Here is a 12,723-nt window from a genome sequence, read left to right as displayed (position 1 = left end):
GACCACCGACGCTGCCACGCCCGAGGCGTCGTCCACGCCTGCACGCGTAGCCCCACGGGAGCGCACTCCGCGCCCCACCAAGCGGCGCGCCGAGGGGCAGTGGGCTCTCGGATACCGCGAACCGCTCAACCCGAACGAACAGTCCAAGAAGGACGACAACCCGCTCAACGTTCGCGCCCGCATCGAGAACATCTATTCGAAGCAGGGTTTCGACAGCATCGACAAGAGCGACCTACGTGGTCGGTTCCGGTGGTGGGGGCTCTACACCCAGCGCGAGCAGGGATACGACGGCACCTTCACCGGTGACGAGAACATCGACCTGCTCGAGGCCAAGTACTTCATGATGCGCATCCGGTGCGATGCGGGTGCCCTCAACCTCGAGCAGGTCCGAACGCTGGCCGGAATCTCCCAGGAGTTCGCCCGGGACACCGCGGACCTGTCGGACCGGGAGAACGTCCAGTACCACTGGATCGAGGTCGAGAACGTACCGGAGATCTGGCGTCGCATCGAGGCAGTCGGACTGAAGACGACCGAAGCGTGCGGGGACTGCCCGCGTGTCGTGCTCGGCTCTCCCCTCGCCGGTGAAGCCGTCGACGAAGTGCTCGACCCGACCTCCGCCATCGACGAGATCGTCGAGCGCTACATCGGCAAGCCCGAGTACTCCAACCTCCCCCGCAAGTTCAAGACCGCGATCTCGGGCCTGCAGGACGTGGTGCACGAGATCAACGACTGCGCCTTCATCGGCGTCGACCACCCGGAGCACGGCCCCGGGCTCGACCTGTGGGTCGGCGGCGGGCTCTCGACCAACCCGATGCTCGCACAGCGAGTCGGTGTCTGGGTACCGCTCGAGGACGTGCCGGACGTATGGGAAGGCGTCGTCTCGATCTTCCGCGACTACGGCTACCGCCGCCTTCGCACCAAGGCCCGCCTGAAGTTCCTGATCAAGGACTGGGGCATCGAGAAGTTCCGGCAGGTACTCGAGGACGAATACCTGCACCGCAAACTGATCGACGGACCTGCCCCGGAGAAGCCGACACGTCCGCGCGACCACGTCGGAATCCAGAAGCTCAAGAACGGCCTCAACGCCGTCGGAGTCGCCCCCATCGCCGGCCGCATCTCCGGCACCATCATGGCCCAGATCGCCGACGCGGCCGAGAAGGCCGGCTCCGACCGCATTCGCTTCACCCCATACCAGAAGCTCATCGTGCTCGACGTTCCCGACGACAAGCTCGAAGAGCTCATCTCCGATCTCGACGCTCTCGGACTGCCTGCTCGCCCGTCGCATTGGCGCAAGAACCTGATGGCGTGCAGCGGAATCGAGTTCTGCAAGTTGTCGTTCGCCGAAACCCGAAAGCGCTCACAGGTTCTCGTACCCGACCTGGAGGAGCGGCTGGCTGACATCAACACCCAGCTCGATGTTCCGGTCACCATCAACATCAACGGTTGCCCCAACTCGTGCGCGCGTTCGCAGATCGCTGACATCGGATTCAAAGGCCAACTCGTCGACGACGGCGACGGGAATCAAGTGGAGGGTTTCCAGGTTCACCTGGGAGGCAGCCTCGGCCTGGACAGTGCGTTCGGCCGAAAGCTGCGCCAGCACAAGGTTAACAGCACCGAGTTGGGTGACTACATCGAGCGAGTGGTGCGCAATTTCGTCAAGAACAAGGACGAGGACGAGCGGTTCGCGCAGTGGGCCGTACGAGCAGACGAGGCGGATTTGCGATGAGCACACCGATATCTTCGACACGCATGGACTTGTCGGTCGACGAGCTGAAGGCGATCGCCGAGAGCGGCGCCCGTGAACTCGACGGTGCCGACGCGACCGCGTTGATGGAGTGGACCGAGCGACAGTTCGGCAAGAACTACATCGTCGCGTCCAATATGCAGGACGGGGTCCTCGTTCACCTTGCAACGCAGGTGCACCCGGGGGTCGACGTCTTGTTCCTCGACACCGGCTACCACTTCGCCGAGACCATCGGCACACGTGATGCAGTCGAGGCCGTGTACGGCGTCAACGTCATCAACGCCCGCGCCGAGCTGAGCGTCGCGCAGCAGGATTCCATCGAGGGCAAGGACCTGTTCGCGCGCGAACCCAATCGCTGCTGCGCCATGCGCAAGGTTGCGCCGCTGAAAAAGGAGCTGGCCAACTACAGCGCATGGGTCACCGGCATCCGACGCGTCGAAGCCCCCACTCGCGCGAACGCGCCACTCATCTCGTTCGACGACGCGTTCGGGCTCGTGAAGATCAATCCGATCGCAGCATGGTCGGACGAGGACATGCAGCGGTACATCGACGAGCACTCCATCCTCGTCAATCCGCTCGTCGACGAGGGATATCCATCGATCGGGTGCGCACCGTGCACCGTCAAACCCGCCCCCGGCGCCGACCCGCGTAGCGGTCGGTGGGCCGGCAAGGCCAAGACCGAATGTGGGTTGCACGCGTCATGACATCGATTTCGACAACACTGGGCACGACCGCCGAACTCACGCAGCGCCCGCTGATCGACAGCGAACGCTTCGATACGCTCGACGCACTCGAGTCGGAGGCCATTCACATCTTCCGTGAGGTCGCCGGCGAGTTCGAGCGACCGGTCATCTTGTTCTCCGGCGGCAAAGACTCCACGGTTCTGCTGCATTTGGCGATCAAAGCGTTCTGGCCGGCGCCGCTGCCGTTCACACTCCTGCACGTCGATACCGGACACAATCTGCAGGAAGTGCTGGACTTCCGCGACTACGTCGTCGCGAAGTACAACCTGCGTCTGCACGTCGCGAAAGTCGAGGACTACCTCGCGGACGGACGCCTGACCGAACGTCCCGACGGCATCCGCAACCCGCTTCAGACCGTGCCACTGCTCGACGCCATCGCCGAGAACCGTTTCGACGCGGTCTTCGGCGGTGCGCGCCGCGACGAGGAACGCGCCCGAGCCAAGGAGCGAATTTTCTCGCTGCGCAACGCATTCGGCCAGTGGGACCCCAAGAAACAACGACCGGAACTCTGGAACCTGTACAACGGCAAGCATTCGCCGGGTGAACAGGTCCGGGTGTTTCCGCTCAGCAACTTCACCGAACTCGACATCTGGCGCTACATCGCCCGTGAAGACGTCGAACTGGCGAGCATCTACTACGCCCACCAGCGTCCCGTCTACCAGCGCGACGGCATGTGGATGACACCCGGCGTATGGGGTGGACCATCCGAAGCCGAAGAGCTGCAGACACTCTCGGTGCGGTACCGCACGGTCGGCGACGGCTCCACCACCGGAGCAGTCCTGTCCGACGCAGTCGACAACGAGGCGATCCTCGCCGAGGTCGCCGCATCCAGGCTCACCGAACGTGGAGCCACGCGCGGCGACGACCGCGTCTCCGAGGCTGCCATGGAAGACCGCAAACGCGAAGGATACTTCTGATGAGCACCGCCAGCTCCACTCCCGTAAATTCTGGTCATTCCGCAGGCACGCAGCTGCTGCGCCTCGCCACCGCCGGCAGCGTCGACGACGGCAAGTCCACCCTCGTCGGCCGCCTGCTGTACGACACGAAATCCGTACTCGCCGACCAGATCGACGCCGTCACACGTGCATCCGTCGATCGCGGCCTGAGCACCCCCGACCTGTCGCTGCTGGTCGACGGACTGCGGGCCGAACGCGAGCAGGGCATCACCATCGACGTGGCGTACCGCTACTTCGCCACACCCGCGCGCTCGTTCGTCCTGGCCGACACCCCCGGACATGTGCAGTACACCCGAAACACGGTCTCCGGCGCCTCGACGGCTCAGCTCGTAATCCTCCTGGTAGACGCCCGCAAGGGAGTCATCACGCAGACTCGCAGGCACGCCGCAGTTCTCGCGCTGCTCGGTGTGCCCAAGCTCGTGCTGGCGGTCAACAAGATCGACCTCGTCGAGGACCCGGCTCAGGTGTTCGCCGACATGTCCGCCGAGTTCAACTCGCTCACCTCGTCCCTCGGCTGGGCCACCGAAGACGTCATCGAAATCCCGGTGTCGGCGCTGCACGGTGACAACGTCGCTGTTCGTTCGACGAACACGCCGTACTACGACGGCCCGACGCTGATCGAGCACCTCGAGTCGGTACCCGTGGACGCCGAACCGCATCGTGTCGGACTTCGATTCCCGGTCCAGTACGTGATCCGGCCCCGCACTGCAGAATTCCCCGACTACCGCGGCTACGCGGGACAGGTCGCAGCTGGGACCGTCTCCCCCGGCGACGAGGTTCTCGTACTGCCGTCGGGGACGCGGACGACCATCGAGCGCATCGACACCGCGGACGGGGAACTGGCAACGGCCAACGCCGGCCGCAGCGTCACCTTGATCCTCGCCGACGACGTCGACGTCTCCCGCGGTGACACCATCGTCTCGCCCCATGATGCGCCGGAACCCATCGGCGAATTCGACGCGACGGTGTGCTGGCTCGCCGAAAAGCCGCTACGGCCGGGGGCTCGCTTGTTGCTCAAGCACGGCACACGAACCACTCAGGCCATCGTCGGCTCGCTCGTGGAAAAGTTCGACGAGCAGAACCTCACCGCGGAACCTTCCCCGGAGTCGTTGGAGCTCAACGACATCGGCCGCATCTCCGTTCGCGTCGCCGAGCCGATCGTTGCCGACGACTACGCTCTCAACCGCCACACCGGCAGCTTCCTCCTGATCGATCCAGCCGGCGGAAACACACTGGCCGCTGGACTGGTCGGCGATGCACTGTCGGCGGTGGAACTCGGTACACCGCAACCTGCATGAAGGCGACGTCCGTGCGATCCGGCACCCTGATCGCCGTCGCCCACGGTAGCCGCGACCCACGGTCGAAGCTCACCGTGGACACGATCGTCGAGCGAGTTCGATTGCGGCGCCCGGATCTGGACGTGCGGGTTGCATTTCTCGACCTCACGGCTCCGAGCGTCGAATCCGTCGTCGACGACGTCGCCGCCGAGGGGATCCGGTACGCAACCGTCGTTCCATTGTTGCTGGGCAGCGCGTTTCACGCCCGAGTGGATCTCCCGGGTGTGCTCGACGCCGCGCGCGTCAGGCATCCCCAGTTGATTCTCCGGCAAGCCGAGGTACTCGGCGACGATCGACGCATGGTGGCTGCAATGCGCTCGAGAATTGTCGCCGCGGGAATCGACGCAACCGATTCCAGCGTGGGTATCGCGGTTGCGGCCGTCGGCTCCTCCCACGGGCCGGCCAACCAGCGCTCGCGTGCACTCGCTCAGCGCGTTCTGCACGGTACGTCGTGGCGAGCGGCGGTCACATGCTTTGCGACCGCGCAGGACCCACGACCGGATCGGGCACTTGCCTGTCTAAAAGAGGCCGGTGCACGCACGATCGTGATCGCCCCGTGGTTCCTCGCCCCCGGCCTACTGACCGATCGTGTGTTCGCCGAGTTCAGTACCCTCTGTCGCGACGCCATCGCGGCAGACGTGCTGCGCGATCACCCGTTGGTCGCGGACGTCGTGTCGAGCCGTTACGACGCCGCCAACGACCTCACCGTGCGGGGACGGGCCACGTCCGAGCGATCGGCGTGATTCAGCCGAGGATCGTCGAGTCCTCTTCGGTGCGACGGTAGGTGTACAACGTCGTGACCGCGCAGACCACAGTCGCGGCGATCAAGACCTGTGGGCCGGTGATCGCCAAGCTCATGACTCCGCCGATCACCGCGCCGGCGGCAAAACCCGCATAGAGCAAGAAATATCCGAGCCAGTCCCTCACCGAACCGCCACTGATGTGCCGCTCCATGCCCTGACCCATCTTGACGAGAGTTCCGGTCACGTAGCTCAGCGGAATGGACACCTCACCGTTCTTCACGAACGACGTGTTGAGCGCGCCCATCGCGAACGAGATGAACAGGATAGGAACGAACTGCACTTGCGGCGCGCTCCACCCGCTCATGATCACGTCGACGACCGACGCGATCGCCAGCGTGATCGTGGTCAGCACTGTCGCGCCGTGAGGGTGATCATTCCAGAGGTGACGGCGACACAAAGACGCGATCACCACCCCGGCAACGAAAGTCAGAATGAGAAGTATGGCCGCTGCTGCCATCGCGTTCTCACCGCGAAAGAACCCGACTGCGGCACGCTCGGTATTGCCGGTCATGAAGGTGACGAAGTAGCCTGCCGTATTGGTGAACGCGGCGGCGCCGACGAGACCTGCGAGTCCGGCCAGGATCCATGACAATCGGGCTTCGGAATCGAACACGGATGGCATAGTGTCCGACGATAGAGAACCGGCAGGCATTCGTCTCCGTGTAATCGGTCACGACGGTGCAGGTTGATCCACCTGGGTCACAGTCTTTTTGCGATCACAGTCTCCGGTGCCGACCGCGTCGAAGAACGCCACCGGTCCGGAGACCTTTACTCGAACCCTCTCCCCTTCTTCACAGATTTCGGTACCGCGCACCCACGCAGTCGACCTCGCGCCGGAGGTGAGGTGTTCGAGCGTTTGCAGGGATTGAGGTCCTGCGAAGACTGTCTCGACGATCACGAAGTCGCCATTCGAATCGGCAACCGGCGTGAGTTGCTCGGGCCGGACGAGCACGCGGCCGCGGCCGGACGCAACGCCGGTCACCGGGACGGTCCCGAAGATCGTCTCGGCGGCCGTTCCGACTCCCAGCCCCTCCACCATCATCGCTTCGCCGACAAATGTACCGACGGCCTCCGAACTCGGGCAGTGGTAGAGCTCGTGCGGAGTACCCGTCTGTGCCGTGGATCCGTCGAGCAGAACCGTGACGCGGTCGGCTGTGGTCATCGCCTCGGTGCGGTCGTGTGTCACCAGAATCGACGGAGTTCCACTGCTGTGCAACAGCTCCCGCACTTCGCGCCGAAGGCCCGAACGTAGGCCGGCATCCAGCGACGCGAACGGTTCATCCATGAGCACTACAGCGGGGTTCGGAGCAAGAGCACGCGCGAGCGCCACACGCTGCTGCTGTCCCCCGGACAGCTCGCGCGGGTCGACGTCGATAGCATCGGGCAATCCGACGAGTTCGAGCATGGCTTCGACGCGAGAGCGGCGACGCGCACGGTCACCCCAACGCTTGTGCGGCAGTGAATTCACCAAACCGAATCCGACGTTCTCACCTACGCTCAGGTGCGGGAACAATCCCCCTTCCTGCGGCATCAGTCCGATCCGCCGGTGTTCGGGCGGAACGTGCGTCGACGGTGGGGCCGCCAGCACAGTCCCCGCCAGCGTGATGGAACCGCGGTCGATTCGATGCAGACCGGCCAACGAACGAAGCAACGTCGTCTTGCCGCACCCCGATGGACCGAGGACAGCGAGCATTTCACCCGCCTCGAGGTCGAGATCGATATCGAACAGTACTTCGCGCCTGCCGTAGGACGCGCCGAGGCCGCGTACCGAAAGCTCGCTCACAGGTTCTCCTTTCGGACCGATCGCTCGCCCCGGCGGCGGATCGCCCGATCGAGTACGAAGGTCGGGACTGCCGACACGATGATCAAGGCGAAGGCGTAGGGAGCCGCTTCGCCGTACTTGAATACCTGCGTCGTCGACCACAGTTCGGTCGCGAGGGTGTCGACCCCGCGAGGACGAAGAAGCAACGTGGCAGGAAGTTCCTTGGCGACGGTCAGGAATACCAGTGCCCCGCCCGCCGCAATTCCGGGCACCGCGATGGGCAACGTCACGCGGATGTCGGTTCGAGTGCGGGTGTTTCCCAGCGTGCGCGATACATCTTCGAGCACAACGGGTGAGGCGTGGATCGCAGCTCTGGTGGACCCGACCGCCAACGGAAGGAACAGAACCACGTAAGCCAGTACGAGCAGAGTTGCAGTTTGATAGATGGATGGGAGCAGCCGTATTCCGATGAACACGACCGCAAGTCCGACGGTGATTCCGGGCAGGCCGTGAGCGATGTAGGTGGACAGTTCCGCAGCCCGTGCCACCGGCGACGTCGACCGAGCGGCGAACAACGCTACGGGAAGCGCAAGGATCACCACGGCGAGTGCAGCGAACGCCGAGTACCGCAACGTAGCGAGAGTCGTGTCGATGACGTCGACCCAGTCGATGGTGAATCGAAAGGACCGAACCAACCACCGTACGAGACCCAGGATCGGCACTGCCACCGCGGTCGCCAGCAACGTGGAGACCATCAGCAGGGCCGGAAGCGTCCAGCGTCCTAACTCGACGGGCTCGGCTGCGCGAGGTGAACCGGAGCCGATACGCGCAGTTGCTCCCCGACGAGTACGCCGCTCGGCCAGAGTCAGAACGAGTGCCATCAGTACGAGTACGAGACCGAGGATCGATGCGGCGGTCCTGTCCAAACCACCGCGGTAAGCACTGTAGATCCCCAGCGTGAACGCGTCGTACCGCATGAGTGCGACGGCACCGAAATCGCTGATGGTGTACAGCGAAGCGAGCAGCACGCCCGCGGCCGCCGACGGTAGTACATACCGAAGTTCCACGGTAAATGCAGTACGCAGTGCGCCTCGCCCCAGCGTCCGGGACACTTCCGCTCGCCCCGGGTCTGCCGCGGCAAACGCGGCGGCGACGGGCAACATCACGAGCGGAAAGCACGACATGGACAGCACGAGGGCAGCCCCGAAGAAGCCTGCAAGCGAGGGGAATTCCGCAATCCAGACGTATCCCGAGACGTAGGAAGGGATCGCCAGTGGCGCGCAGAGCGCGACCGCGAAGAACCGGCGACCCGGAAGATTCGTCCGCGTCACCAACCACGCTGCGAGAATTCCCAGGATCAGGCATGCGATTGCGACGACCGAGGTCAGTGCCGCTGTACGCAGCGCGAGGTCGAGTGTTCGCCGACGAAACAGCAGAGTCGACGCTTTGCCCACTCCGCCCTCGAACGATCGAAGTGCGAGATAGACCAGGGGCGTCAGCGCACCGAGAGCAACGATCGACGCGGCCGCCGCGAGTATCGGGCGGCCGCGGTGGAGATACGTCAAGCTAGATCATTCCGACCTCGGTGAGCAACGCCTGAGTCTGCTCGAGCGATGCCAGCTGACCCAGATCGATGTCGGATGCGCCCAGATCGGCGAGCGGTGGAAGGTCGTAGCTCGAGGTGACTCCGTCGATCACGGGGTACTCGGCGGTTTCGTCGGCGAAGTAGGCCTGCGATTCCGCGGACAGGAGTTCGCGTACGAAATCCTGCGCCGCTTCCTGATTGGTCGACGTCGCGAGAACACCTGCGCCTGCGACGTTCACCAGCGCGCCAGGGTCACCCGGTGCAAAGTAGTGCAGTTCGATCGGTGCCGCGTCGCCGTTCTCGGCCTTGAACGGGTACCAGTAATAGTGATTGGTCAGCCCGGTGGCCACCTGTCCGTCGTTCACCGCGGTCATCAGCGGGCCGTTGCCCTCGAAGGCAACCGGTTCGTTCGCGAGGAATCCGTCCAACCACTGACGGGCTCCGTCTTCCCCACGCTGCACGCGCAATGCGGTGACGAATGCCTGGAACGATGCGTTGGTCGGTGCGTGGCCGATCTGTCCGCGCCAGCGCGGATCCAACAGTCCGTCGATGCCGGCCGGCAGGTCGGACGCGGTGACGATGTCGGAGTTGTACGCCAGGACCCTCGCGCGCGCGGATGTCGCGACCCAGGTGCCGTCGGCGCCGCGATACTGCTCGGGCACGAGTTCGAGGATGTCCTGCGGCAACGGTGCCAATGCTCCCGCCTCGTCCAACGCGCCTAGCGCGCCGGCGTCCTGGCCATAGAAGACATCGGCGGGCGACGCATCGCCCTCTTCGAGGATCTTCGCGGCTTGCGCGTTGGTGTTGCCGGAGTAGTCGACTTCGATGTTTCCGCCGATACGAGAGATCAATGGATCGACGAGGTCCTCGTCGCGTCCCGAGTAGACAACGACCGACTCGGTGCTCGTCCCGCTGGTCTGCGCACCCGAGTCCGACTCCTCAGGCGACGAACTACACCCCACCAATCCGACAGCAACAGTTGCGCTGATGGACAGCAGCGCCAAACGATGAACGCGACCCATGATTCTCCCTGAAATCTAGCGACAAAAACGACATACCGGGAGAAACATACACCGTTAGGCCAGCCTCAGCTAGCTTGCCCCGCTGCTGCAGCCTCGGCGTCGGGAACGCCGCCGCTGTCGGCCACCTTCGGGATTCGGGTGGCCCGCACATAGACCGACTCCCCTGTTTCGAGCTGCAGCGCCTCGCTGTCACCCCGGGTGATCTGAGCCGTGAACGCCTCACCCGTAGCCGAGTTCTTCAACTCGACCTTGACCTCGAACCCGAGGTGCACGACGCGCTCGACGACCGCGCGCGTGACCCCGGCGGATTCCGCAGTACCGGTCGCCTGCGCGAGCGCCATGCTCGGATCCCGGCCCACCCGAATGTCGTGGGGGCGTACCAGCATCCCGTTCAACTTCGAGACCTGACCGAGAAACGACATCACGAAGTCGGTCTCCGGCCGGTCGTACAGGTCCTCCGGCGTGCCGACCTGTTCGATCCTGCCCTTGTTCAACACCGCGATGCGGTCTGCGACGTCGAGGGCCTCCTCCTGGTCGTGCGTGACGAGAACTGTTGTCACATGGACTTCGTCGTGCAGCCGACGTAGCCACGTCCGCAGGTCCTCACGGACCTTCGCGTCGAGCGCACCGAACGGCTCGTCGAGGAGCAACACCTGCGGGTCGACGGCCAGCGCGCGCGCGAGCGCCATCCGCTGGCGTTGCCCACCGGACAGCTGGGCCGGGAACCTGTTCTGGAAGCCCGCCAGGCCGACGATCTCGAGAAGTTCGTCGACCTTGCGCTTGATCTCCGCCTTCGGGCGCTTCCTGATCTTCAGCCCGAACGCCACGTTGTCACGGACGCTGAGGTGCTTGAACGCGGCGTAGTGCTGGAACACGAACCCTATTTCACGACGCTGAGGGCTGATCCAGGTGACGTCCTGTCCACCCAGAATCACCTGACCCGAATCGAGCTGCTCCAGACCCGCGATCGATCGCAGCAGCGTCGACTTTCCCGAGCCACTCGGACCGAGCAGTGCAGTCAGCGACCCCTTGGGGATGTCGATGCTGACGTCGTCGAGAGCGGCGAAGTCGCCGTAGTTCTTCTTGCCGCCGACTACGGAGATCTCGATCTGGTCGGCCTTCGGTGCAGTCATTACTTCGTCCTCTTCTTGTCGAGGGTAGTCATCAGAAGCAGCACGATGACGGCGATGAACATGAGCAGAGTCGACGCCGCGTAGGCACCCTGCGGGTTGAAGTCCTCGTACCGCGAGTTGACCAGGAGTGTCAGGGTCTGCGAGATGCCGGGCAGGTTGGTCGACACCATGATCACGGCACCGAATTCACCGAGTGAACGGGCCACCGTCAACACGATTCCGTAGGTCAATCCCCACCTGATCGCCGGAAGAGTGATGCGCCAGAACGTTTGTAGCGACGACGCACCCAGCGTCGATGCCGCCTCTTCCTGCTCCTCCCCGATCTCGTACAGAACCGGCTCGACCTCGCGCACCACGAACGGAAGGGTCACGAATATCGTCGCGATGACCATGCCAGGAAGCGCGAAGATGATCTTGAATCCGAGGCTTTCGATTCCACCGAACCACCCGTTCGCGCCCCACAGCAGGATCAGGGCGACACCGGTGACGATGGGTGACACCGCGAACGGAAGGTCGACTATGGACTCGAGTATTCCCTTGCCTCGAAAACGCCCGCGCACCAACGCCAACGCCGTGATGACTCCGAACACGACGTTGATCGGCACCACGATAGCCACGATGAGCAACGACAGCTGCAGTGCGGATTGCGCCGCAGGCGTCGTGATGAGACCCCAGAACTCGACGAACCCGTTCTCGAAGGTTCGGTACAGAATCGCGCCGAGAGGAAAGAGAACGAGCGCCGCAAGATAGAGGAGGGCAATCGTGCGGAGCGAGAGTTTGATCGGGAGAGCGATCTTCATCGGTTCTGCTCCTCTCGCCGAGCGAGGCGGTTTCCGACGATGCGGAGTACGAACAATACGACGAAAGCGAGCGCGAGAAGAACCCCCGAGATGGCTGCTGCGTCGACCGGTCGGTCGTATTCGATCAGTTCGCGAATGTACTGCGACGCGATCTGTGTTTCCCCGGGGATGTTACCGCCGATCAACACGACGGATCCGAACTCACCTATCGCCCGTGCAAAGGCGAGTCCGGTCCCGCTGAGCACCGAGGGCAACAGGACCGGTAGCACGATCGAGCGGAAGATCGTCCAGTTGTTCGCACCGAGCGATGCAGCTGCCTCCTCGACCTCCCGATCCAGTTCGATCAGCACCGGCTGCACGGCCCGCACGACGAACGGGAGCGTGACGAACAGCAGTGCCACGACCACAGCGGGCTTGGTGGCGTTGAACACCAGACCGATCGGGCTCGCTGGGCCGTAGAGCGAGAGCAGCACGAGGCTGGCGACGATGGTGGGGAGCGCGAACGGAAGGTCGATCAGAGCGTTGACGAACTTCTTACCGGGAAACTCGTCGCGCACCAACACCCAGGCGATCAAAGTACCGAACACGAGGTTGACGACGGCGGCCGCCGCAGAGACCTCGAGTGTGACCTTGAACGTCGCGATCGCACGGGTCGTGGTGATGGCATCCCAGAAGCCGGCCAGGCCGTCGTCGAACGATTTGACGGTCAGGGCAGCAAGCGGCAGCAGAACGATGATGCTCAACCACAGGACTGCGACACCAAGGCCCAGCGGTCCGACCGAGCCCGGGCCTCTGAACTTCCGGCCCTTCCGCGGTGCGGGATCTCCACTTCTCGTCG

Annotated in this window: 12 protein-coding genes; 5 read left to right on the top strand and 7 right to left on the bottom strand. The window is 64.0% G+C overall.

Features of this window, described 5'->3' with window-relative positions:
- The 5 genes from A2J03_RS23380 to A2J03_RS23360 all read left to right on the top strand — a co-directional run.
- The coding region (locus A2J03_RS23380; protein ID WP_068378743.1) for a nitrite/sulfite reductase at positions 1 to 1,726 on the top strand (1,726 nt) is incomplete at its 5' end.
- Positions 1,727 to 1,749: 23 nt separating this feature from the next.
- Positions 1,750 to 2,448 (top strand): phosphoadenylyl-sulfate reductase, encoded by a 699-nt coding sequence (locus A2J03_RS23375; RefSeq protein WP_156520548.1) that lies wholly within the window; start codon positions 1,750 to 1,752, stop codon positions 2,446 to 2,448.
- A complete protein-coding gene (gene cysD / locus A2J03_RS23370) occupies positions 2,445 to 3,404 on the top strand; it encodes a sulfate adenylyltransferase subunit CysD (RefSeq protein ID WP_442971401.1) in 960 nt (319 codons plus the stop codon). Before A2J03_RS23375 ends, cysD begins: the two co-directional genes overlap by 4 nt.
- Positions 3,404 to 4,741, top strand: a complete 1,338-nt coding sequence (locus A2J03_RS23365) for a sulfate adenylyltransferase subunit 1 (RefSeq protein WP_068378734.1) — start codon at positions 3,404 to 3,406, stop codon at positions 4,739 to 4,741. The genes cysD and A2J03_RS23365 overlap by 1 nt, the downstream gene beginning before the upstream one ends.
- Positions 4,738 to 5,523, top strand: a complete 786-nt coding sequence (locus A2J03_RS23360; RefSeq protein WP_068378730.1) for a sirohydrochlorin chelatase — start codon at positions 4,738 to 4,740, stop codon at positions 5,521 to 5,523. Before A2J03_RS23365 ends, A2J03_RS23360 begins: the two co-directional genes overlap by 4 nt.
- Position 5,524: 1 nt before the next feature.
- On the opposite strand, the gene A2J03_RS23355 is transcribed toward A2J03_RS23360, so the two are convergent.
- The 7 genes from A2J03_RS23355 to cysT form a co-directional block, all read right to left on the bottom strand.
- A complete protein-coding gene (locus A2J03_RS23355; protein ID WP_068378727.1) occupies positions 5,525 to 6,205 on the bottom strand; it encodes a YoaK family protein in 681 nt (226 codons plus the stop codon).
- Positions 6,206 to 6,253: 48 nt separating this feature from the next.
- A complete protein-coding gene (locus A2J03_RS23350) occupies positions 6,254 to 7,366 on the bottom strand; it encodes an ABC transporter ATP-binding protein (RefSeq protein ID WP_068378725.1) in 1,113 nt (370 codons plus the stop codon).
- Positions 7,363 to 8,910 (bottom strand): ABC transporter permease, encoded by a 1,548-nt coding sequence (locus A2J03_RS23345; protein WP_231912682.1) that lies wholly within the window; start codon positions 8,908 to 8,910, stop codon positions 7,363 to 7,365. Before A2J03_RS23345 ends, A2J03_RS23350 begins: the two co-directional genes overlap by 4 nt.
- Position 8,911: 1 nt before the next feature.
- Entirely contained in the window at positions 8,912 to 9,952 is a 1,041-nt protein-coding gene (locus A2J03_RS23340; RefSeq protein ID WP_068378723.1) for an iron ABC transporter substrate-binding protein, read from the bottom strand.
- Between the two features lie 65 nt (positions 9,953 to 10,017).
- Complete coding sequence (locus A2J03_RS23335; protein WP_068378721.1) at positions 10,018 to 11,085, bottom strand: sulfate/molybdate ABC transporter ATP-binding protein; 1,068 nt, start codon at positions 11,083 to 11,085, stop codon at positions 10,018 to 10,020.
- Positions 11,085 to 11,885: a sulfate ABC transporter permease subunit CysW gene (gene cysW, locus A2J03_RS23330; RefSeq protein WP_068378718.1), complete on the bottom strand. Its 801-nt coding sequence runs from the start codon at positions 11,883 to 11,885 to the stop codon at positions 11,085 to 11,087. The genes A2J03_RS23335 and cysW overlap by 1 nt, the downstream gene beginning before the upstream one ends.
- The coding region (gene cysT / locus A2J03_RS23325; protein ID WP_442971400.1) for an ABC transporter permease at positions 11,882 to 12,723 on the bottom strand (842 nt) is incomplete at its 5' end. The genes cysT and cysW, both read right to left, overlap by 4 nt.

It is taken from the genome of Rhodococcus sp. EPR-157, from assembly GCF_001647195.1.
Classification (GTDB): Bacteria; Actinomycetota; Actinomycetes; order Mycobacteriales; family Mycobacteriaceae; genus Rhodococcoides.
The sequence above is the reverse complement of the archived record's forward strand: the minus strand, read 5'-3'. Positions and strand labels throughout refer to the sequence as shown.

Bases quoted from the DNA above. Each gene is read 5' to 3' on its own strand.
- A2J03_RS23375 (WP_156520548.1), top strand. From the start codon at position 1,750: ATGGACTTGTCGGTCGACGAGCTGAAGGCGATCGCCGAGAGCGGCGCC.
- cysD (WP_442971401.1), top strand. From the start codon at position 2,445: ATGACATCGATTTCGACAACACTGGGCACGACCGCCGAACTCACGCAG.
- A2J03_RS23365 (WP_068378734.1), top strand. From the start codon at position 3,404: ATGAGCACCGCCAGCTCCACTCCCGTAAATTCTGGTCATTCCGCAGGC.
- A2J03_RS23360 (WP_068378730.1), top strand. From the start codon at position 4,738: ATGAAGGCGACGTCCGTGCGATCCGGCACCCTGATCGCCGTCGCCCAC.
- A2J03_RS23355 (WP_068378727.1), bottom strand. From the start codon at position 6,205: ATGCCATCCGTGTTCGATTCCGAAGCCCGATTGTCATGGATCCTGGCC.
- A2J03_RS23340 (WP_068378723.1), bottom strand. From the start codon at position 9,952: ATGGGTCGCGTTCATCGTTTGGCGCTGCTGTCCATCAGCGCAACTGTT.
- A2J03_RS23335 (WP_068378721.1), bottom strand. From the start codon at position 11,085: ATGACTGCACCGAAGGCCGACCAGATCGAGATCTCCGTAGTCGGCGGC.
- cysW (WP_068378718.1), bottom strand. From the start codon at position 11,885: ATGAAGATCGCTCTCCCGATCAAACTCTCGCTCCGCACGATTGCCCTC.